Here is a 20,849-nt window from a genome sequence, read left to right on the forward strand (position 1 = left end):
ACGATCTCGACGCAGCGCGTATGGATCGACCGACCGGCGGCCGGGAGGCCCTCAGGCGGCCGCTCACGACTTTTCGGCAGCTCCGATCCGGCCCCGGGGCGCATCCCGGCTCGGCGCGGGCCCCATTGAGACTTAGTACTCCAGCAGGATTTCGCTGTCTGACCTGTGGGTTTCGCTTGGCGGCTGGAGTGTAGCGGGCTGTGGAGTGGTCAGGTGCGGTCTCACGGAGGCCGCCCAGGAAGGGCGCGGGCAGCTCCTGCTCACCGTTGCTCGTCATCACGATGAAGGGGAACTCGATGCACTCGCGCATCAGCTCGGTGATGCGGAACCCGCGTTCCAGGACGTCGAGGAGGTCTCCCGGCAGGTCGAGGTCGGCCTTGTCGATCTCGTCGATGAGCAGCGCGCGGGGACGCTTCGACGGCAGCAGCGCGGTGCCCAGCGGCCCGAGGGTCAGGAAGGCCGCCACATCGTCCACCCCCGCGTCCCCGCCCGCCTGCGCCTTCTCCTGCTGGAGCCGGTGGGCGTGGATCCGGCCGAGGGCGTCGTAGCGGTAGAGCGCGTCCGCGAGGCTGCTGCGCGAGGTGATGTGCCAGAGCAGTACGGGCCCCAGAGCCAGCTCCGCGGCGACCTGCTCGATCACGGTGGACTTGCCGGTGCCGGGCCGCCGGTGATCAGCAGCGGTCGACGCAGCGCGAGGGCCGCGTTCACCGCCTCGGTCAGCCCGGCCGGCGGCCGGAACACGCCAGCCGCCGAGCTCCTCGGGAGGTGCGCCAGGGGGGCGGTTCGGGCAGGGCCGTGCCGCCCCTCGGCACGCCGTCGCCCCGGTAGTACGCGTCCTGGGTCATGGGGTCCCCTCATCTCGGTTACGGGTCGGGGGAGTCACGGTCCTGAAGAACCGGCAGAAGCGCAGCCAGTCCTCGTCGTCCCAGACCGCCCGGAGATCGGCCAGGTCCGCGCCGGCGACTCCGCGCCAGCGGTCACGGTAGGCACGCGCGAGGGCGCCCGGCATGGCCCACCAGCTCCGGTCGAGGCAGCCGTGCCGCTCCCGCGGGATTCCGTCCGGCGCGTGCGGCCACAGCAGGATGGGCGTGTAGGCGAGCAGCATCTCCATGAGCCGGGCGTCGGCGCCGGGGTGCTGGGTGAGGCCGATGCCCCGTGTGTAGCGGCCGTTACGGAGGTGCCCGCGCAGGAGGTGCGGATCGGTGAGGTCCTCGTACGCGAGCCAGTCGACGGGCGTACCGGCCTGGTGCTGCGAGATCGACTGCCAGCGCTCGGCGACGACGGGCTCGATGCTGCGCAGCACGGCGTCCGGTGTGAGCCGGTTGCTCCTGTGCAGCCGCACCTCGTAGCGGACCCCCAGCAGCATGGCGACTCCGGCCTCCTCGGGCCGCCATGCCAGGAGCAGCCCGCTGGGCACCGCCAAGTCGAGCCGTTTCAGGGGGGAGATCCAGCATGCGGGCGTGCTCCTCGGCCCACAGCACCGCGTCCTCGACCGCGTTCTCGGCTCCCTTGCGGTCCACCGTCTCGCTGGGGAACTGCTCGTGGTGGATCATCGCACCGTCCAGGAGCAGCCAGCCGTCCAGCACTTCGGGCCAGTCCCCGGTGAGGGAGGAGTGCAGGCTGACGACGAGGCCGAGTCGCTGGCCCTCCGTACGCCGGGCGGCGTGCTCGATGGCGTCGTTGACCTCGAAGGGGGCTTCGATCTGCTGGGCCCAGGAACGCAGTTCGGGGTCCTTGAGGTCCTTCCCGCAAGCCTGGCCGAGCAGCGCCACGAAGCGGGCGACGGCGCGTCTGCCGTCCGGGTCGGTGGCGGGATGGTTGAAGGTCAGCTCGTCGATGACGGCGATGTCGGTGAGGTGGGGGTTGTCGGCCGGCAGCCGGCCCTCGGCCGCCAGCATGGTGTGCAGCGCGTGCCGGATCCGGGCGGTGGTCAGCTCGCCGCCGATCCAGCCGGACGAACTGGACCGTGCGCACTGCGACGAGCAGCCCGTCGACGCCTCGCAGCGCGCGCTCACGGGCCGCGGCGGGCGGGTGCGACAGGAGTGCCGCTCGGCACCGCAGGGCCGCCCCCAGATCCGGGGTCGCGTCGGGCACGGGCATCCGCGGGTCCACGGCAGCGAGCGCCTCGGTCAGCTCCTCCGCGGCGAGTCGGCCGCCGAGCCCGCCGAGCCCGCCGAGCCCGCCGAGCAGACCCTCGCGGACCCGGGCGTTGCGCGCGATCCACAGCGTCTCCCGGGCCGAGCCGTCTCCGTCGTAGTCGAATCCAGTGACGTTCTGGCCGATGACGACGGTGCGCAGGGCGTCGCGCACGTCGCTTACGCCCAGGGTGCCGCCCGCCCCGGGCCGCCCGGCGCGCAGGAGTTCGGTCAGGTGCCGGGAGAAGGCGAGATCGACCGCCGACTGGCCCAGGGACGAGGCCATCAGCAGGCCCAGCCGGGTGCGGCCGTTGCGTGCGCCCCCGGCGAGGTCCTCGGCCGGGGGTGGCGCCCCGCCCGCGTGGTAGGTGTCGACGAGGCCGAGTACGCCGTCGATTCCGGAGTGGTCCACGGCGACGGCCAGCAGATCGCGCACGTTCACGGAGTCGTGCCGGAGGTCTTCCGTGGAGTCCTCGCACATGAGGTGCAGGGCGCTGGTCCGGCCGGGCGTGAATCCGTGGCCGAGGAAGGCGAGAACGAGCGCGCATGGTGCCGCGCCGCGTATCCGATCGCCTCGTCCGCCGTTCCCCGGACGGCGCTGCTGGTCAGGCCGTCACCGGCGACCAGCGCACTGCGCCCGTCCGGCAGGCCGGGTTCGCACGCGCCGAGCGAGGGGTCGGTCAGTACCTCGCACAGCCCGTTGCCGCCTCCTCCAGTCGCTCCAGCCGCACCATCGATCCACAGTGCGGGGCCACCACCAGGACGTGACGGCGGCCGGTCAGGCCGCCTCTCACCCGGAGCCACCGCCGCTGCCGGGTCCACCCGCCGTTCCGGCCAGCGCTTGCGCGACGGGACCGGCGACGGCCGGCTGGGCGAGGTACTTCCCGGCGTCGTGGACCCAGGTGCCGTCAGAGTCCACGCGCCGGCTGGTTGGGGCGACTCCGCCGCCGCTGGGGCGTAACTCCCGTTCCAGGTGGGGACGAACGGCGATGATGTCGTCCCGGTCCCAGAAGTTAAGCCACTCGCCGGCGCTCTCGGGGACACTCGGGGGCTGAGGGAGGAGCCGGGGCCACACCACGGTCCGCGTGGCGATCGGCGATCCGAGGGTCACGAACAACGGGACCGGTGTGCTGAGCTGGTGCAGGGTCTCCAGGGCGACGACCGAACCCAGGGAATGTGCCACCACGACGGCCGGTCCGTCCCCGATCGCCTCGGCGACCCGGGCGCGGATGCGGCGGTCGAGGCCGATGCCCCGGGCGTCGGGCTCGGCGCGCGCCAAGTAGCGGGCCACTTGGCCGAGGTGGCTCACCATCACCTTGGGGGTGATCCACCGGGCCGCGGCGCCCCACGGCTTGAGGGCCAGCAGTGTGGTCGCGACGTTGAGCGCGCGGCGTACGACGGCCAGGCTGCCTTGCTCCTGCGCTCTCGGCTCGGCCTCCGCCCGGGCGTGATCGAGGATCTTGCGAACCCGCTCGTCGGAATGCTCCGCGGCCAGCCCGTCCACCCATGCGACGAGCAGATCCGAAAGGATCTCCGCCTCCGCCCCGACCCCACCGGCGACGCCGGGGGCGTCCCCGCCCTGGGCCTGCCCGCGCCCGAAGAGGTCGGCGTAGTGGACGAACACGTGCCTGCCCGAGTCCTCGGAGACCAGGTCACGGGCGGTTGCGGAGTGCCCGGCCTCACGCATCCCGGCGGCCAGCGCCCGAGTCCAGGCGGTGAGCTCCCGGGCCGGGTTGCGAAGGCCGCCGATCCCGTGGACGAATACCATGCGAGATGCCGTACTCCTCGGTCTCCGGCACGTGGTAGCCGTTGAGCCCCATGACCCAGCCGGGCGCGGGTGGCCAGGATGATCCACTGGATCACCTACGACTCCGACGAGTGACCTGCTGGGCAGACCGCACGGCAGGCACTACAGACACTGGCGTCAATTGCGTGGCTGGCTGTCGTATCGACTCGCCAGCGCTGCCGGGGAGGCCGGGGCCGCCCCGAAGGATCTTCGAGTAGGTGACCCGAGGCGGAGACTTGCTGCAGGGTAAGGCAGCCCCCGACCTCTCCGACGAGGGGTAACACTCAATGGCCAAGATCGTGAGACGAGACCGTGGCCGACCACATGTGGCTGGTCGAGACAGTTGTCACTCGGAGCGTTAGCCGACCTGGGACTTTGGACGGTTCCGGTCGCTGTAGTTGTCACCATTTGGTCGTTCCATTTGTCACTAGCACGCACTTTTCGCGCTTGTTGTCACCAAGGTCGGTCTTCGGCCGTGACGTCGGGCGGCGGGCTGGTTCCTTGGTGGGATGGAGCTCTCTGAGCCGGTCTCCGGTTACGAGCCGGTCCCCATGGTGGGCAGCCGTGACGTGTTGTGGTCGCATCGCTGCTCGTGGGTGGACTTGCTCGTCCCCGTGGAGCTCGCGTCCGGTCGCGGCGGCCTGGACCTGGGCGAGGGCTGGCAGGAACGGTGGTCGGTGACGTGGCGGGTCGAAGGCGAGGAAGTCTCATCCCCACTCGACCGAACGCTGCGGGGAACCCTGGCTGGGCTGGAACCGATGCGTGGGTTCACCTGGCGACGGGCCCAGCGCCACCGCCCCGGTCTGCCGTACATGGTCAGTACGGGGCGGCTGCACGGCTCGGAGAGCTTGGAAGAGGCAAAGCTGCTGCTGGCCCTGGACTTTGACGCGCAGGTCACGGAGATCGTCTCGCAGCCACTCAGGATCTGCTTCACGTGTGCTGCCGGGGAGCGTGACCACACTCCGGACTACCTGGTGCGGACCCGTTCGGGGGTGTGGTTGATCGACGTCCGACCGGCAGCGCTGATCAAGGACACGGACAGGGAGTCGTTCGCGGCTGCCGCCGAGATGGCGAGGGCATGCGGTTGGGGCTTCGCGGTCGCGGCGGGGTGGCTGCCGCACGTGATGGTCACCCTGGACTGGTTCTCCTCGCAGCGGCGCCCGAAGAGGGACCCGCTGGGAGTGGAGCCGGGCCTGCTGGCACAAGTCGACCTGGGCACCCGGACGTTCGGTGAGTTGGCAGCGTCCAGTGACTACGAGCCAGTGGCCCGGGCTCAGCTTCTGCATCTGCTGTGGCATCGGCGGCTGGGGCTGAACCTGCACGAGCCGCTGGGCGACGGGTGCGTGATCGCCTCGGGCGAGGTGAGGGGATGACCGGGGTGCCGATGGACGTGTCGGTGGGTGCCGAGCTGGTGCTGGACGGGGCCGAATGGCGTGTCGAGCGGGGCGAGCCGCACGCGGGACGGGTCCACCTGGTGGGGTTGGACGGGAGTCGGCAGTGTGTGACCTTTCGCTTCCTGGCCCACCATCCCGACTGCCTTGTCTCCTCGCGGACCGATGCCGAAGGGGCTGATCAGGGGCGGCAGCCCAAGAGCCTGCGCGATCTGACCCCGGGACAGTTGACGCTGGTCAAGCTGCGGTTCGCGCACTTGATGGAGGCCAGCACGGGGTTCCGCAGCGGGGACCCGCTTCGGCCGGAACCGGGCGAGCCGAAGCCGCAGTACGACCCGGACACCACCTTCTTGACCCAGCGGCGGCTGGCGAAGGTCGCCGAACTGGAGGCGCTGGGCCGCATGGAGGCGAAGGCACTGGCCCTGGACCGGGTGGGGGTGCGCACGCTGATCCGTTGGGAGATCCGCCGCCGGCGGGACGGTCTGATCGGCTGCGCGGACGACCGGTGGTTGCGCGAGAGCGGCGGCCACCCGTCGGTCACCGCGGACGTGCGGGAGGCCATCCACGCCGTCAGGCAGGAGACCCGGCACCTGTCGAAGGTGAGCATGGCCACCAAGGTCCGCCTGATCACCCAGTACATGCACGAGCGGTTCGGCACTGAGCCCGAGGACGTTCCCAGCTATCCGGTGCTGCGGCGAGTCTGGCGGGAGTGGTTCGGGTCGGGTCGCGGCAGGCAGCGCAACGAGCAGGCCACCGACCTGGTCGCCAACGGCGGCTATGTGCTGATCGACCGCCCCGGCAAGGTGGTCGCTCTGGACACCACAGTGCTGCCGGTGATGGTCCGCGAGAGCGTCTTCGACGAGCCGGTGAAAGTCCACCTCACGATCGCGCTTTGCGCCTACACGCATTCGATCTGCGCGTTCCGTCTGACACTGGTGTCGGACACCTCGGTGGACGTCGCGATGCTGCTGCGGGACGTGATGCTGCCGCTGCCCATGCGGGACGACTGGGGCACGGAGATGGAGTGGCCCTATCCGGGGCTCCCGGCAGCGGTGGTCGCCGAGTTCGCCGGGCACAAGGTCGCCGGCCTGCCGTTCTTCGAGCCGGAGACTGTGACCACCGATCATGGTTCGGTCTATCGAAACCACCACTTGGTGCAGGTCCAGGAGGACCTGGGCTGCAACATCCTTCCCTCGCGTGTTCTGCGCCCGGAGGACAAGAATTGCGTCGAACGCGCATTCGGCAGTGTCAGGTCTCTGCTCTTCGAGTGGCTTCCCGGCTACACCGGCGTCGACGTCGCCGACCGCGGTGCGGACCCCGAGGGCGACGCGGTGCTGACCATCCCCGAGTTGGAGTACGCCATCGCGACGTGGATCGTTGGGACCTGGCAAAGGCGCCGATTGTCCGATTACGCGCCGCACTGGGACCCGGGCGGTGACCACAGCCCCAACTCCCTGCTCGCCGCGGCCTTCTCGCAGGGCGGCTTCGCCCTGGAGATCCCGTCCCCCGATCTCTACTACAAGATCCTGCCCGAACATGCGGTCCAGAAGATCGACGCGCACCGCGGAGTCAAGATCCGCGGCCTTTGGTACGACGGCCCGGCCCTGCTGCCCTACCAGGGCGAGCGTTCGAGCCGGGGCGGCCGCCGGCAGACCGCGTGGATCATCCACCGCGACCCCCGCGACCGGCGCACGGTCTTCTTCCAGGACCCGCTCACCCACGAGTGGCATCCCCTGCGCTGGACCGGCCTGCCGCCGGACGACGTGGTCCCCGCCTTCGGCGACAAGCGTGTCTCCGAACTGCTGCGGAAGGTCAAGGCGGCCGGCCTGCAGCCCCGGACCGACCAGGAACTCCTGCCGCAGTTGCTCGGCTTGATGCACAAGGTCAACCCCGTCGACCGGTGGGCCACCCAGACGACCAAGTCCCAACGGATCGAGATTGCCCGGGAACGCGAGCAGGCCCGGGCAGCGGCAGCCGACCGTCCCCAGCTACCCGCGCAGCCGGCTGCGGCTGCCCGCACCCCGGGGAGCAACGACGCGCGCCGACGCAGGCGCGAGGCAGCGCTGGATGGCCCGTTGGAGGCGCCGCCCCGCCTGGGCGACGAGGTCCGGCGCCGCAACCTGTTCGTTCTCCCACCGGCCGCCGACTCCAGCAAGGGGGAACAGTGACGCTGTTCCGGCTTCCGGTGCCCGACGACCGGCAGACCGCGGCCGGCTGGCAGCGCTGGTGCCGCACCCGGCACTGCTTCGTGCCAGCCAGGCGGCTGTCCCGCGAGGAGTTCGCTCGGTTGAGCCCGGTCGAGCAGGAGGACTATCTGCTGCACCGGGACGTGACGAACAGCAACCTTCCGCTGCAGGAGACACCGATGAGCGAGGCCCTCTCCCGGGTCATGCGCTCACGGCTGCGGCTGGGCGCGTTCAAGGTCCGGCCCTCGACCCGGCGAGGGCTGATCATCAACGGCGGTGGCTGCCAGGGCAAGACGGAGACGGCCTGCGAGGTCGCCGCCTGGTTCGAGGAGTACTGGCGGGCCAAGCACCACGACACCAACCCGGACGCGCTCGCGGGCACGCGGGACCTGCACATCCCCGTCGCCTACGTCCAGACTCCGGTCACCGCGAAGCCGAAGAGCACCTGCAAGGCGATCCTCGACTTCTACGGCGCCGACCACAAAGGCATGGACCTACCGGCTCTGATCCGGGCCGTCCGTCGCCACGTCCACGCGCACGGCACGCGCGCGATCCTGCTTGACGACATTACGAGGCTCAAGCTCCACCGGCGCGACGACCAGGACGTGTTCGACATGCTCAAGGGCTTCATGGACATGAGCGCGACGCTCGTCCTGATCGGCGTCGATGTCCCCGCCTCCGGTCTGCTGCAAGGCGCGGTCCTCGACGAGAAGACCGGTGACTGGATCATGCCCAGCCAGAGAGGGGCGCCTGTCAGTCAGGGCGAGAGGACCCAGCACCTGCGGCGCTTCACCATGGTCGACCTCGGCCCGTTCCCCTACGAGACACCCCAGGAGATGGCGGCCTTCCTCAAACACCTCAAGGGCATCGAGGACCACATCTGCCTCTTCGACGCCGTCCCCGGCATGCTCACCACCGGCGACATGCCCGAATACCTCCACGACCGCACCGGAGGCGTCGTCGGCCTGCTGGAATGCCTCATCGAGGACGCCATCGAACTGGCCATCGACATCGGCCACGAGGAACTGACCACCGAACTGATGCGCCATGTCGCCATCAGTGTCGAGGGCCTGCCCAGCCGTGACGCCAGTGCCGGCGAGGTCCCGGTCCTGCCTGAGCAGCCGCCCGCCCACGAGCGGAAGAAGAGGCCGCGCAACCGGGTCTTCGACGACCAGGGCCCGCAATCAGCAACTGGCACCGGCCAGAGGTGAGGAACGATGTCGCTGCCTGAACTCACCGGGTTCTCCGCTCTGCCCTGCAGCCTGGATCCGCTCCCCGACGAGTCCTTGCCCGGCTACCTGCTGCGACTCGCGCACCGGCTCGAAGTGACGCCGGCACGCCTGCTGCAACTCACCACGCTCACCGCTGACACCGACAGGCCGCGCGAGGGTCCACGGGCCATGATGCTGCACTTGGACGAGGCCACGACCGCGCGCTTCGCCCGCGCTACACGGCTCACCCCCGCAGAAGTCGCCGCTCTGTGCATGAGCAGCATGTCCGGCCGGTATCCGTGGACAGCACCCGCGATCACCTCCGACCAGTGGGGTCCGCGATCACTCACCAACCCCTGGGTATTCACCTCCGCGACCCGCTACTGCCCGCAATGCCTGGCCGGGGACGGCAGCCTCCAGCAACAGCAGTTCGGCGGCGCCTGGCGCAGGACATGGCGACTGCCGATCGTCTTCGCCTGCCCCCTGCACCAACGGCAGCTGGAGCACTTGTGTCCCGCATGTCACCAACCACCCATGTCCGGCCCCCACACCTCCGCCGGCCTGATCCCACGCGCCCACCAAAGCGGCCTGGGCCCCGCTCAGTGTCGAGTGGCCAGCAGGGCGGCAGAGGGTTCACCGCGCGGCCTCATCTGCGGGGCGCGGCTCGACACCTTCGAGGCGAACCGCGCTGGCGGGTCCTCTGCGCTGGAGGACCTGTTCGCCCTTCAAGACCGACTCCTCGCGCTCCTGCACCCGCAAGGCCCCGCCACCACCATGAGCGTCGGGATCCCGGCTTCCACCGTCCAGTACTTCGCCGACCTGCGGATGGTCTGCGGCCTGATCAACGGAGCCTGGCCCGCAAGCCGCGATCTGATCGCCGACCCCGCCCACGCCGATGCCGTCGATCAGTACATCAGCAGCCAGGGTGGCGACGTGAAGCCCCGTCACTACCGGCTCTACGACGCACCACCGCTGGATCCGCTTCCGGGTGCCGCCCTCATCGCGGCTTCGGTCCGCATCCTCGACGGCGCCGATCTGCGGCCACTGGCCGAATTCCTCGTCCCCTTCCAGAGCAGCAGCAGCGAGACGAGCACGCGTCGTCGATGGACACGGCACTACGAGCGAGTCGGGCACGAATGCTCCGACGGCTTCCGCAACGCCATCGAACCCCTTCATGCCACCCTGCCAGGCACCTACGGGCGATCGCGCCCAGGCCGCAGACTCCTCAGCCGGATCGACTTCGGTCCCGAACATATCCCCGAACAGCTTCAGGACGACTGGTTTGACCAGCACTTCCAGCACGTCGACGAGGCCAGACCGAGACTGATCCGCCGCGCTGCGGCCATCCGGCTGGTCCAGATGTCAGCGGGTGGGAGCCTGTCCGAGGCGGTCGAGTTCCTGGGCATCAACCAGCGCTACACCGCCGCATCATCGGGCGCCGCCTTCGCCGCTGCCGCCTGCCAGACGGCCGATGCTGGCGCCGCCGCGTTCCGATTCGCCGTCCACGCCCTGACACAACAGCTCAACAGTACCCCCGACTTGATCGACTACCGTCAGCGAAGGGAAGCCCTCAAAGCCTGGTTCATCGACCCGGCAACATGGCAGGACATCATCGACCGCCTCCCCCCGACGAAGGGACCCTTCCGGCCCGAGATCAGTGACTGCAAGCGCCAGTTCGCCTCCGAAGCCGTCTGGGCGCGCATCACGCAAGGCGAGCACGTCCTCGCGCCCCGGATCATCGAAGATCAACTATCGCATCTCGACCCCACCTGGCATCGGCGCCGCGGCAACATGTGGCACTTCTACCTCGCAAACCCGGCCAAGCCGCACTACGCCGACCTCAGGAAGATCTTGAACGCTCATGCAGACAACCTCGCGACGACCATCGACCGTCAAGCGCAGCGAGCCGAACCAGGGCTTCGCCCCGCACATCAGCCGGCGACTCGATCGCGCGACCGTGATCCGCAAGGGACCGAGCGCTCCAGTCGGCGATCGCCACCAACAACAGCGCTCAGCCCCCCTGCTGCCGAGCCTCGAACCTCAAGGTGACAACCATCGGCGACCAGATGCCACCTACCTCGAAAAGAGGCACCGGTAGATCACCGCCCCATCGTGCTGGTGACAGTTGTCGCGACCAAGTGACAACTGTCTCGACCAATCACACCACAGATGAGACAGCTGAGGACCTCCAGGCCAGGCCATCGGCTGTGGTTATGAGAAACGAGAACCTACACACAAGCATCGTCCCGCCGGGCCTGCAGAGCGTGCCGGTGGACTGGATGCAGTGCACCCTACCTACACGCCGTCGGCCTGAGCCGCACCGCTGTGGACACCGGCGCGCTGCTCCGGGACGTACGGAGCTACGCGCGGGCAGTGGAGCCCTTCACCCTGACGTTCGACCGGCCCGCCGTCGGCAACGTGGCCGTGGAGATCAGTGGGTGGCCCGGCGGCCGGTTCGGCGAGATCGTGGACCCCCTCACCCAGGCGATGGCTAAGCCGCTCTCCGGGACTGTGGCCGTGGACCGGCTACACCTCGTTGAACAGTGGCACGACGGCACACGCATCATGTGGGAGCCGGTCGCCGAAGTCCCCCTGGCGGGGGCCCTGACCCCAGCCGCAAACTGACCCGCCAGGGTAGGTCCGGAGCGCCACAGGCGTAACCCCGCCACCCAAGGCGCCGCCGCGGACCTCGCTGTCCGCCGACCTCACCACCGAAACCGACTACCCGAGAGGACCCAACACCTGATGTCCATATGGCCTTCGATCGTTGCCGTACTCGGTACCCTCGCCGGTGCCCTGACCGCCGGACTCCTCCAGCACCGCTCGGCTCGCACCGCACGCGCCGAGGGGCGCGCCGACAGCCACCGCCAGGACCAGCTCGGCGCCGTCACCGACTTCGCGGCCGCCCTGGACGCGCACCGCTCGGCGATTTTCCATCGGGAGCGTCTGGCCCTGACCGAGGCAGGCACCGAGCACCAGCTGGAAGCCCAGACGAGGTCCCACGACACCCGGGCGGCAATCACCGCGCCCCACATCCGCCTTCAGGTCCTGGTCCCCGAGCTGGCCGGCCCCGCCCAGCAGGCCGCAGATGCCACGTACGCGCTGCGCAAGGCGATCGACCGGACCGAGCTGGACGCCCGGCGGCATGCGGCCAAGGAAGCATCCGTCGCCTTCATCGCCGCGGCCGCCACGCTGCTGAGCCCCAACAACCGCTGACTGAGGGCGCCCGCCCACTGCCAGCGTCCTGGCCGTCCGGTCGTGCCGGTCCCATACGCCCTACAACACTCGTGCGCTCCCGTGGTGTTCCGATTTCTCGCGGACATTCGGGATGTTGGCTCTGTACACGGGAATGGGAGTCGTTTGTCGACGACTTCGGGAGTCGCCTCGCGTGTTGTAGGCGTGATCAATGTCGATGAGTTCGGGCGTCACTTGCAGCCCAGCGGGCGTTGTTCCTGTCAGCCCCCAGCAGCCTCGCACGAGCTCGCTACCTGGTTTTGGTCTGAACCCGGTTTTGGTGGTCAGCGGGCGAGGGAGACGGCGAAGGGCTTGAAGCCGTGTCGGCGCAGGATGTGGGGCACGACCAGGATCATGGCCTCGGTGGCGCGGGCTGTGGTGATGTCGCCGAGGTCCTCGATCCGTTCGGGCTGCCAGCCCAGGTCGCCGAGCAGGCCGGTTACGGTGCTCTTCGCGTGTTCGTCGTCGCCCGAGAGATAGGCGGTCGGTGGGGTGGCCAGGGTTTCGGGAGCGGTCATGACCATGAAGAGCATGGTGTTGAGGGTCTTGACCACATGGGTGTCGGGGAGCGCGGCCTGGAGCTTCTCGGCGAGGCTGCTGCCGGGATAGCACAGGTCGCCGGGCAGGCCGTCACCGTCGTCGCGGGTGGCGTTGGAGACGTCGATGAGGATCTTGCCGGCGAGTTCGGTGCGCAGGTCGGTGAGGCGGTCCAGGGAGCTGTCGCCGGGCGTCGCGTTGATCACGATGTCCGCGGTGTGGGCAGTGGTGCGCTGGTCGGCGAAGGCGATCCGCGGGGCGAGCCCGGCGGTGCGGGCGGCGGTGTCTTCGGGGCTCCGGCCACCGAGGGTGACATGGTGTCCGGCTGCGGAGAGCTTGCTGGCGAGGTTGGTGCCGACGCGGCCGGCGCCCAGGATGCCGATGCTGGTCATGCGGTGATGCTCCTTGCGGTATCGGGTGGGGACGAGCGGAGACTTCCGGTCAGGCGATCGGCGCGAGGACCTTGAGGGCGGCGCCGTGGATGCCGGGGGCGGCGGCCAGGAAGTCGCGGCTGCCGGTGTTCCAGGGTTCGCCCGTCAGGTCGGTGACGGTGCCTCCGGCCTCGGAGACCAGCAGGGCGCCGGCGACCAGGCCGGAGCGGACGTCGGAGAACTGCCAGAACGCGTCCATGCGTCCGGCGGCGACGTGGATGAGCTGCATCGTGGCGGGAACGGACACGCGCACGACCAGGCCGTTGATGAGCATCGCGGTGACGGAGTCACCGATCCGCCGGAAGGTGCGCTCGTCCTCGCCGGGCTTGGCCTGGCCGGTGCCGATGAGTGCGGCGCCCAGGTCGGTCTTGGCGGACACCTTCAGGGGCCGGCCGCCCAGGCGGGCACCGCCGCCGGCGACCGCGGTGTAGGTGTCGCCGGTCAGCGGCAGGTGGACGACGGTGAGTACCGGCTGGTTGTCGCGGACCAGGGTGGCGGTGACGGCCCAGTCCTCCATGCCGTGGACGTGGTTGATGTTGCCCTCGGCGGGGTCGACGACCCACCACTCCCCGGGCGGGAGCGCGCCGCCGGCCAGCTCGTCCTCGGCCCACTGCGACCCTCGCCGGGCCCGCAGCAGCGGTTCCCGCAGCACGTCCAGCACCGCGTCGTCGTTGGCGTGGATCTCGCCCACGACCTCGTCCAGACTCACGCCCCGGGCGTGCGAGGTGTAGCGGTCGCGCAGCCTGACGCCGGCGGTCCTCACCGCAGCTGTCACGTCGGACTGGAGCGTCCCGTCGGCGTCGAAAGGCGTGGCTGTGCTCATGGTGGGCTCCCTGGGATCGGCCGAAGCGGCGGTAGAAGCGGGGCGGCTGTCTCGCCCCCGCACTTCGAAGGTAGGCCGCTTGGTCATTAACAACAAGTGCATGCTTGTCACTTGTAGAGTTACCGTCATGCAACTGGATCTGAACCTCCTCACGGCCCTGGACGCCCTGCTGGAAGAGGGCAGCGTCGCCGGCGCGGCAGCCCGCCTCCATGTCACCGCACCGGCGATGAGCCGCTCCCTGGGCCGCATCCGCAAGGCCACCGGTGACCAGATCCTGGTCCGCACCGGCCGCAGCATGGTCCCCACCACCCGCGCGCTGGCCATGCGCGCCCAGGTCCACGCCCTCGTGCAGCAGGCCCACCAACTTCTTTCCACACAGCAGGAACTCGACCTGGCGGCTCTGGACCGGGTGTTCACCGTGCGCTGGCACGACGCCCTGACCGCCGCATGCGGCACCGCCCTGATCACCGCCGCGCACCATCAGGCCCCCGGCGTCCGGCTGCGTCTGTCCGCCGAACCCGGGACGGACGACGCCGAGCTGCGCCGGGGAGACGTCGACCTCGAATCAAGCTCCAGCGCCCCGACGCTCCCCGACATCCGCCACCGCCTCCTCGGCAAGGACCGGCTGGTCGTCACCGTCCGCCCAGGCCACCCGCTCACCGCAGGCCCGCTGAGCCTCGAGCGTTACGCAGCCGCCGAACACCTCACCGTTTCGCGGCGCGGAAGCCTGCGCGACCCGATCGATGACGCCCTGACCACACGCGGCCTCGAACGACGCGTCGTCGCCGCCGGGCCCACCGCCGCCTTCGCACTGCAACTCGCCCTCGACACCGACCTGGTCGTCACCCTCCCCGACGCGGTCACCCGCACGGCCCGGGAACAACTCGGCCTGGCCACACTGCCGCCGCCACTCCCGCTGCCCGACGTACCCCTGTACCTGCTGTGGCACCAGCGCTACGACAACGACCGCGCCCACACCTGGCTGCGAGAGCTGGCCTCCGAAACCATCCAGGCACTATTCACACCACCGACCGCCTCTCAACAGGCCCTCACCAACCGGACCGGTCGCGGAGGGTGTCCAGACCGCTTGACGTGCACTGACTCGTCATCGGACGGGTGAGATTGGCCCCTGCATACTGGCCGGATGGACACCCGTAGGCCGTGCCTGCGCTGTGCCACCGCGCGTTCGATCACCCACCAGCAGGCAGTGTGGAACGCAAGCGCCTGATCGTCCGCAAAACCTCGGTCCGGTTCTTCGCGGCTTTCAGCCAGGTGGGAAGCCGCTCGACCAGACTCATCGGGGCCCACGGCACAAGCTCTCCGCGCTCACGAAGCTTGGCCACCACGTAGGCCTCCAGCAGATCGAGATGGCGCACGTTGTATGCCCACAGCACGTGTCCACAGCAGCTCGTCTGCAACCACACCGGTCGCTGGAAGTAAGGATCGACAGGGCTGCCCATGACAGCAGAGTCGACCTTCCGATCCTTGAAGAAGCCGCACTCCGTGCACCGCAGCCGCCGATGGAGATCCAGGCGCCCGGAGCCGGCGGCCTTCTCATCTGCGGGGATCCCGGGGTGGGGCGTGACAGTGGCGCACCCATCACACCGAGGACAGTGCACCAGAACTTCATCGAGGAAGTCATATCCGTACTTGCGTTCGCGCCTATCTCGAAACCGGTCGCCGGACGCCTCTACATTCCCGCTCACTCGATCAGCCTGCCAGAACCCGATCTCGCTGCCCGGCAGGCACTCATCTCGCTCGTCGTGGGCACCGACGAACTGCTGCCCCCGCAGCAGGGGGCCCTGGACTGAGCGGGTCACTGGAGCAGGATCATTTTTCGGAGCAGGTCAAACCCGGCTCGTCCGTAGAGCTGCCTCTTGATCTTCTTGATGCGGTTTATGATCTCTACGCCCGGGTGGTTGATCAGCCACGACGCCAGAGGAGCGGCCTCACGCGTCGGCAGCACGTCGACGACCCGGTGGGACTCTGCGCAAGTCAGCACCGTGGAGTAGGCCTGGCCCCGGCAGGTCGCGAAGTCGTCCACGCCCAGCACCCGCGGGGTGGCGAACGACGGATCGGGCAAGGCCATGACCCTTCGCAACAGAGTCATCCGCCCTGCGCCGAAGGCCAACTGCGTGGTCAGCCGAGCACCGGCCCGTCCGGCCAGCGCGAGCCCGACCCGTTTCAGGACGCGGTTGAGCCGGCGGGTGAATCGCTGGTAGGGCGCCGCCAGCCGCGTGAACGGTTCGGCGAACGTGCGGCGCGAACAGCCGCCCGCTCCGCAGATGAAGCGCCGAACCGTCAACTTGATCACGACGGCTCGCTCGCCGAGCGGGAGATCTTTCAGCCTGCGCTGATAGCTGCCGTGGATCCGATGCGAGTAGGCCCCGCAGTCGGGGCACGCTGCCCCCGTCGACCTGCCTCTCGCCAGCACATCGACCATGTCCGACGCCGTCGAAACAGCGTCGACCACCACGTCGTCCGCACTGTGGAACACCAACGATGTCCAGAATGACTCGGTCCGCATGAGCAGTACCGTCACGCGCCCCAGGCAGCCGGGCCAGAGCTCCCCCTGACCTGATGGAGCGTCATTCACCGTCGCTGAGCCGCAGAGCGTACGCCAGTGCCGACTGATCCACCTCGCACAATCGAACACCCCGCCACTCTCCGTGACCGCTCCCCAAGATCTGCGCCAGACCCGTTTCAGGTTCTGGCACAGATCTTGGGGAGTGGTCGCGGAGCGTCATCTCGGTGTTCGATTGTGAGGGTTCGGGCTCGCTGTCCCGTCTCATCGGAAGTGAGCTGTTGATGACGCTGTGACCAGGGCGGTGCAGGCTCGGTGAGATGAGTCAGGCTCAGAGCATGTCGGTGGCAGTGCTCTATTTCACGCGGCGCCCCTGGCCCTTCACTGGTCCTGTGCCGTATGCCCCTTCCCCTCGGACCGGGGAGGCCACTCAACGCGCAGCGGCGTCAATGAACCTCTTTCATCCTCTGTATCCGCAGATCAGGAGGGTGTGGACGGCGGCGACGACGCGTCCGATGCGGTTGGTCGAGCATCGGGCTCGACGAAGTAGGCGCCACGTTTTCGGCTGCGCGAAAGCGCGTTCGCCCGGGGCGCGCAGGCGAGCGTGGTCCCGGTTGTCTTGCTGGTGGTGCTCGGGCAGTTCGTGGTGGCGGTAGTAGGGGGTGCGGACGGTGGCGCCGGCGCCCTGGTAGGCGCGGTCGGCCAGGACGAGGATCTGCCTGGTCAGGCAGTTCTCGATCACGCCGTGAGCGCGGGCGGCGGTCAGGTCGTGAGTGCGTCCGGGCAGGGCACGCGAGAACCACGGGGGTGTGCCGTCGGGCGCGGGGATGACCTGCACGTTCATGCCGTGCTTCTTGTGTTTCTGGGAGTAGTACGGCTCGTCTGCCGCGACCCGGTCGGTGGGGATCAGAGTGCCGTCCAGGATCACGCAGTCGTCCTCGCCGCGGCCGGTCAGGGCCTCGCGAAGTCCGGGCGCCCAGGCGGCAAGGACGTCGACCGTTTCGTCCACGTAGCGCCAGGCTGTCGCTTCGGAGACGCCGAACCCGGCGACGCGCTGGGCGAGCGTGTCGTTGTTCCGCAGGTGGGCGAGCGCGAGCATGGCCTGCCGGAAGCAGCTCAACTTCCGCCAGCGGGTGCCTTGTTCACACCTTCGGGCGTAGATGAGCCATGAGACATGCTCGACCAGCTCGTGCGGGACATCGAGCGTGGAAGGATACGGAACCAACGAAGCCCCCGGCCGTCGGCGTGTTGAGTGAGATCATCACACCAACGACGAGGGGCTTCGCCGCGTCACCGCCCCTGACCAGCACGGTTCACCCGACAGCCCAGGATGAAAGAGGTTCACTGTGACCGGGCGAGTTGGGCGATCTCCTGTGGAAGGCGTCGGCCGCAGGTGCTCTTGCCGTCCACCGCCAAAGTGCACGCCCCGGAGAGGTCTTGGCACGTCAGATCGACCAGGACCCCGGGGCAGACCGCGCCGCCGGCAGCACCGCAACGAACGGATGACGCACCTCGATGCTCCGTTCGGCGACGACGACTGGGGAAAGTCATCCGTCTTCAACCGGAGCATCGATGCATCCATCGCGGCCCCCAGCCGATCGTTACACCCCGTGACAGGAACCCCACAAGATCACCGCGGCTGTGGCGCAGTTTATCGGGTCAGAGCGTTATTGTGACTGAAGGTGTATTCCACATATTTACCGAGCGCCACGCCCCGCTGCTGTAATACTGGAAGCCGGCCCAGCCGTCGTAGATTTGGGACCAGCACTCTGCTTTGGTGCTTCCAATTCCAGTGATGATGGGCCCGTTTTCGTAAGCCTGGTAGGACCCGCAGTAAACCCTGGCCCGGACCTGAATGCCGCAGTTATTGTACGTGACGTGGTCTGTTATGGATCGAGTTCCCGGCGTTCCGGATACGGAGATCTTGCATCTGCCGATTTCGTCAGGTTGGGCGATTGTCGCATTTGCGGTGGCGGATGCCCCGAATAATGCCGTTCCGAAAAGTGTAGAAACTGCCATGACTCGTGCGATGTTGCGCACCATGCCGGTTACCCCTCGTCTCATTATTGGGCTGGAAGTTGACGGCAAGCCCGCGGCCAGCCGCGATCACCCGATCGAGACTCCCGTTCGACGCCCACCCCTCAAGAACGGAACGACAACAGCTACTTACGCCAGAACCCGTCGAGTGCCATCGCTGCCAACTTGCGCTTCAGCTTCACTACTTCCTCCCCTGACTACCACCGACACCCCCAGCACCCGATGGCGTGGGCAGCGGGTGGCTCCGGGGTGAGTCTCGCGCTGTGTGATCGACCTTTCCAGGGTGTGAGGGTGCAGATAATTGGGCTGCCCGTCCGCCGTCGGGCAGTGCCCGAGTGGAAGGTGCCCGATGAATCTGTCGGCCAGTGACCGAGGCCGCCTCAAGGAGATCCTCCAGGCACGCCGAGCCGCGATCGACCCTGTGACCATGGGGTTTCCCAAGCGCATGCCCGGTCCCGGCAGACGGGCCGCTGGCCTGAGCCAGGAGCAGATGGACGTGCTGCTCACGCGCACCCCGGGCACGTACAACCGGTTCGAGAACGGTCAACTCGCCAATCCCGGCGCCGATCTCCTCACCACCGTCGCGAGGACGTTGCGACTGGACGAGCAGGAGTGGGCGTTCCTGTGGCTGATCACCCGCAAGGAGAACCCGCCGCACGCCTTGCACAGCAGCTCGGGGACCGCCATAGCCGTAGGTGCGTGGCAGCGCGTCGTCGACCAGATCAACGGCGCGATGGCGTTCGTCAACGACGCAGAATGGAACGTCATCGTTCACAACGAGGACTACCGACGCCTCTTCCCACGCGGTCGAACCCCCGCCAACATCATGCGCTGGCTGCTCCTGGACCCCGAGGCCCGCACCGACGTCCTGATGCACTGGGAGACCTACTGGGCGCCGGCCATGATGCCCCACCTGAAACACAGCGTGGAGCTACGCCCGGAGAATCCGGCGCTCGACCGTCTCGAGTACGACGTCCTCAACGACCCCGTGGCCGGCCCGCTCTACCGAGAGCATGCTGCGGCCCCCATCCCCTACTTCGACGGCTCCGAACTCCCCATCCGTCACGCCGTTCACGGACCGGGCCTGGTCACGACCTGCCTCGCCGAACCCGTCACGGCCCCCGGCGCCCGCGTCAACCTCAGCTTCTACACACCCGAAAACCCTCTTCTCCCGAAGCCGCCACGAAGTGACAAATAGCTGACGGCTCGAATAGGAGCTGAGGAGCCAGGCACGCCGGAGCGGGTTTCTTCCCCGTTCACACACCCGCCGCGGTAAATGTTCCTACTTCTCGGTTCTATGCAGATCTTGGGGGCGTCTCGGAGAGTCACTGGAGCAGGATCATCTTGCGAAGTAGGTCGAATCCGGCTCGGCCGTAGAGCTGCCGCTTGATCTTCTTGATGCGGTTGACGGCGCCCTCGATGCTGCCGGAGCTCCAGTCGAGAGTGAGCCCGGCGATCACGGCATCGAGGTCTCGGAGCAGGTGGAGGGCGAAGCCGGTGAGGCCGGGCAGCTGGCTGCCGTCGACTGCGTCGATCCAGGTGGGGAGTGTGGAGCCGAGGGGCCGTCGGTGAGTATCTCGCCGAAGTCGCGGACATGTCCCGCGGCCGTGTCCAGTTCGGGGCAGCGGGCCAGGACCTCCTTCAGGCCGGCCCGGTCTTCCTCGGTCAGGGTCGCGGGGTGACGGGTGATCCAGCCGGTCACCTGCCGCACCGTCGGCGGCCGGGGCGGTGCGCCGGATGGAGCCCCGCGCAAAGTGGCGATGTGTGCGGACCATGCCGTAGGTGACAGGAGCGTGCTCGGCAACCAGCTCGCCGTGCAGTCGGGTGACGCTGGCGCATCCCTCGGCGAATCGCCGCTCCAAGTAGGGCTTGTAGGGGTCCAGCCTGCTGGGTCGGGGCCGGTTGTCGCGGAAGGTGTCCTGCCAGCGTGCGGCGTTCGCGTACCGGAGCACCCGGACCACCTACTGGGCACTCGGCCGGGACCGGCTGGCCGGCCTCGCAGCCGAGGCCGGGTTTGTCGACCCCGAGTGGCGGATGCCGCAGGAGACGGGCTTCTTCCAGCCGCTGCTTGTGGCCCGCGCCGGCGAGTAGGTGATTCCGTCGCCCGGCGCGGGACGGCTTGTGTCAGCTGACCTTGGCGGGTTCCTCGGCCCGAGCCCGGGTGCTGGCGAGGCGGTAGGAGTCGGTGCCGGTCTCGATGATCCGGCTCCGGCCAGACCGAGCCCACGGCCTTGCGGACCGTCCGCCACGACACGTTGTACTTGCGCTCGATCTCCCGGATCTTCATGCCGCCGCGGTGGTCGCGCCGGATCGCCGCGTACAGCTCGACCTTCGACTCTGCGGCATGACCAGGCCCTTTCATCCAGAAGCATCCCGATGCTGCCCTGGCAAGCACCCCTCGTGACTTCAAAACTCGGGTTCTGGCTCACTTTCCGGATGCTGTTGGTGATCTTGCCGAAGCTCCCGCGCCGCGCTCGGTGCCTATGGGGCGCCGCGGGTCGGTTAGCCCGTAAGCGCCTCTTGTGTAGCGCCGGGCCGGCACCCTGGATTGCCA

General features: G+C 68.7%; 17 protein-coding genes and 4 pseudogenes. 10 read left to right on the top strand and 11 right to left on the bottom strand.

The genetic code is table 11. The features are described 5' to 3' along the window. Nucleotides 1–211: 211 nt before the first annotated feature. The 4 genes and pseudogenes from MTF65_RS02560 to MTF65_RS02580 all read right to left on the bottom strand — a co-directional run. A pseudogene (locus MTF65_RS02560) lies at nucleotides 212–845 on the bottom strand (AAA family ATPase); the annotation flags it as partial. After that, nucleotides 842–1,423 carry a hypothetical protein gene (locus MTF65_RS02565; protein ID WP_243627354.1) on the bottom strand — a complete coding sequence of 194 codons (582 nt, stop codon included), beginning with the start codon at nucleotides 1,421–1,423 and terminating at the stop codon, nucleotides 842–844. The pseudogene MTF65_RS02560 and the gene MTF65_RS02565, both read right to left, overlap by 4 nt. 259 nt (nucleotides 1,424–1,682) lie before the next feature. Next, nucleotides 1,683–2,616 (bottom strand): annotated as a pseudogene (locus MTF65_RS02575) (hypothetical protein); the annotation flags it as partial. Between the two features lie 309 nt (nucleotides 2,617–2,925). Beyond that, nucleotides 2,926–3,903 (bottom strand): hypothetical protein, encoded by a 978-nt coding sequence (locus tag MTF65_RS02580; protein WP_243626555.1) that lies wholly within the window; start codon nucleotides 3,901–3,903, stop codon nucleotides 2,926–2,928. A 527-nt stretch (nucleotides 3,904–4,430) separates the two neighbouring features. On the opposite strand from MTF65_RS02580, the gene MTF65_RS02585 reads away from it, so the two are divergent. The 6 genes from MTF65_RS02585 (at nucleotide 4,431) to MTF65_RS02610 (ending at nucleotide 11,925) form a co-directional block, all read left to right on the top strand. Next, the gene (locus MTF65_RS02585; RefSeq protein WP_243626556.1) at nucleotides 4,431–5,294 is read left to right on the top strand and encodes a TnsA-like heteromeric transposase endonuclease subunit; all 864 of its coding nucleotides are present in this window, start codon (nucleotides 4,431–4,433) and stop codon (nucleotides 5,292–5,294) included. After that, entirely contained in the window at nucleotides 5,291–7,480 is a 2,190-nt protein-coding gene (locus MTF65_RS02590) for a transposase (protein ID WP_243626557.1), read from the top strand. Before MTF65_RS02585 ends, MTF65_RS02590 begins: the two co-directional genes overlap by 4 nt. After that, the gene (locus MTF65_RS02595) at nucleotides 7,477–8,709 is read left to right on the top strand and encodes an AAA family ATPase (protein ID WP_243626559.1); all 1,233 of its coding nucleotides are present in this window, start codon (nucleotides 7,477–7,479) and stop codon (nucleotides 8,707–8,709) included. Before MTF65_RS02590 ends, MTF65_RS02595 begins: the two co-directional genes overlap by 4 nt. A gap of 6 nt (nucleotides 8,710–8,715) precedes the next feature. Beyond that, on the top strand, nucleotides 8,716–10,758 hold the full coding sequence (locus MTF65_RS02600; RefSeq protein WP_243626560.1) for a TniQ family protein: 2,043 nt from the start codon (nucleotides 8,716–8,718) through the stop codon (nucleotides 10,756–10,758). Between the two features lie 276 nt (nucleotides 10,759–11,034). After that, nucleotides 11,035–11,334 (top strand): hypothetical protein, encoded by a 300-nt coding sequence (locus MTF65_RS02605; RefSeq protein ID WP_243626561.1) that lies wholly within the window; start codon nucleotides 11,035–11,037, stop codon nucleotides 11,332–11,334. Nucleotides 11,335–11,454: 120 nt separating this feature from the next. Further along, complete coding sequence (locus tag MTF65_RS02610; RefSeq protein WP_243626562.1) at nucleotides 11,455–11,925, top strand: hypothetical protein; 471 nt, start codon at nucleotides 11,455–11,457, stop codon at nucleotides 11,923–11,925. A 302-nt stretch (nucleotides 11,926–12,227) separates the two neighbouring features. On the opposite strand, the pseudogene MTF65_RS02615 reads toward MTF65_RS02610, so the two are convergent. Then, nucleotides 12,228–12,881: pseudogene (locus MTF65_RS02615) on the bottom strand (NADPH-dependent F420 reductase); the annotation flags it as partial. Between the two features lie 40 nt (nucleotides 12,882–12,921). Continuing rightward, nucleotides 12,922–13,734 carry an inositol monophosphatase family protein gene (locus tag MTF65_RS02620; RefSeq protein WP_243626564.1) on the bottom strand — a complete coding sequence of 271 codons (813 nt, stop codon included), beginning with the start codon at nucleotides 13,732–13,734 and terminating at the stop codon, nucleotides 12,922–12,924. A 127-nt stretch (nucleotides 13,735–13,861) separates the two neighbouring features. Between MTF65_RS02620 and MTF65_RS02625 the strand changes: the two genes are divergently transcribed. Then, on the top strand, nucleotides 13,862–14,854 hold the full coding sequence (locus tag MTF65_RS02625; protein WP_243626565.1) for a LysR family transcriptional regulator: 993 nt from the start codon (nucleotides 13,862–13,864) through the stop codon (nucleotides 14,852–14,854). Nucleotides 14,855–14,924: 70 nt separating this feature from the next. Here MTF65_RS02625 and MTF65_RS02630 read toward each other — a convergent pair whose 3' ends face one another. Further along, a complete protein-coding gene (locus tag MTF65_RS02630; RefSeq protein WP_243626566.1) occupies nucleotides 14,925–15,194 on the bottom strand; it encodes a hypothetical protein in 270 nt (89 codons plus the stop codon). 153 nt (nucleotides 15,195–15,347) lie between these two features. On the opposite strand from MTF65_RS02630, the gene MTF65_RS02635 reads away from it, so the two are divergent. Further along, on the top strand, nucleotides 15,348–15,545 hold the full coding sequence (locus MTF65_RS02635) for a hypothetical protein (RefSeq protein WP_243626567.1): 198 nt from the start codon (nucleotides 15,348–15,350) through the stop codon (nucleotides 15,543–15,545). A 5-nt stretch (nucleotides 15,546–15,550) separates the two neighbouring features. On the opposite strand, the gene MTF65_RS02640 is transcribed toward MTF65_RS02635, so the two are convergent. Together MTF65_RS02640 and MTF65_RS02645 are read right to left on the bottom strand one after the other, a co-directional pair. Then, entirely contained in the window at nucleotides 15,551–16,276 is a 726-nt protein-coding gene (locus MTF65_RS02640) for a transposase family protein (protein WP_243626568.1), read from the bottom strand. A gap of 442 nt (nucleotides 16,277–16,718) precedes the next feature. Beyond that, nucleotides 16,719–17,523: pseudogene (locus MTF65_RS02645) on the bottom strand (transposase family protein). A 1,199-nt stretch (nucleotides 17,524–18,722) separates the two neighbouring features. Here MTF65_RS02645 and MTF65_RS02650 point away from each other — a divergent pair. Next, nucleotides 18,723–19,493, top strand: a complete 771-nt coding sequence (locus MTF65_RS02650; RefSeq protein WP_243626569.1) for a helix-turn-helix domain-containing protein — start codon at nucleotides 18,723–18,725, stop codon at nucleotides 19,491–19,493. Between the two features lie 127 nt (nucleotides 19,494–19,620). Here the strand turns inward: MTF65_RS02650 and MTF65_RS30405 are convergent, their stop codons facing one another. Then, on the bottom strand, nucleotides 19,621–19,830 hold the full coding sequence (locus tag MTF65_RS30405) for a hypothetical protein (protein ID WP_243627277.1): 210 nt from the start codon (nucleotides 19,828–19,830) through the stop codon (nucleotides 19,621–19,623). Further along, nucleotides 19,752–19,997 carry a hypothetical protein gene (locus MTF65_RS30410; RefSeq protein ID WP_243627355.1) on the bottom strand — a complete coding sequence of 82 codons (246 nt, stop codon included), beginning with the start codon at nucleotides 19,995–19,997 and terminating at the stop codon, nucleotides 19,752–19,754. The genes MTF65_RS30405 and MTF65_RS30410 overlap by 79 nt, the downstream gene beginning before the upstream one ends. A 212-nt stretch (nucleotides 19,998–20,209) precedes the next feature. Here MTF65_RS30410 and MTF65_RS02665 point away from each other — a divergent pair, with 212 nt between their 5' ends. Continuing rightward, nucleotides 20,210–20,386, top strand: a complete 177-nt coding sequence (locus tag MTF65_RS02665) for a hypothetical protein (protein WP_243626570.1) — start codon at nucleotides 20,210–20,212, stop codon at nucleotides 20,384–20,386. The last annotated feature ends 463 nt before the right edge of the window (nucleotides 20,387–20,849 follow it).

The organism is Streptomyces sp. APSN-46.1 (assembly GCF_022815725.1).
GTDB lineage: Bacteria > Actinomycetota > Actinomycetes > Streptomycetales > Streptomycetaceae > Streptomyces.

Bases quoted from the DNA above. Each gene is read 5' to 3' on its own strand.
- MTF65_RS02580 (WP_243626555.1), bottom strand. From the start codon at position 3,903: ATGGTATTCGTCCACGGGATCGGCGGCCTTCGCAACCCGGCCCGGGAG.
- MTF65_RS02585 (WP_243626556.1), top strand. From the start codon at position 4,431: ATGGAGCTCTCTGAGCCGGTCTCCGGTTACGAGCCGGTCCCCATGGTG.
- MTF65_RS02590 (WP_243626557.1), top strand. From the start codon at position 5,291: ATGACCGGGGTGCCGATGGACGTGTCGGTGGGTGCCGAGCTGGTGCTG.
- MTF65_RS02600 (WP_243626560.1), top strand. From the start codon at position 8,716: ATGTCGCTGCCTGAACTCACCGGGTTCTCCGCTCTGCCCTGCAGCCTG.
- MTF65_RS02610 (WP_243626562.1), top strand. From the start codon at position 11,455: ATGTCCATATGGCCTTCGATCGTTGCCGTACTCGGTACCCTCGCCGGT.
- MTF65_RS02620 (WP_243626564.1), bottom strand. From the start codon at position 13,734: ATGAGCACAGCCACGCCTTTCGACGCCGACGGGACGCTCCAGTCCGAC.
- MTF65_RS02625 (WP_243626565.1), top strand. From the start codon at position 13,862: ATGCAACTGGATCTGAACCTCCTCACGGCCCTGGACGCCCTGCTGGAA.
- MTF65_RS02630 (WP_243626566.1), bottom strand. From the start codon at position 15,194: ATGGGCAGCCCTGTCGATCCTTACTTCCAGCGACCGGTGTGGTTGCAG.
- MTF65_RS02650 (WP_243626569.1), top strand. From the start codon at position 18,723: ATGGGGTTTCCCAAGCGCATGCCCGGTCCCGGCAGACGGGCCGCTGGC.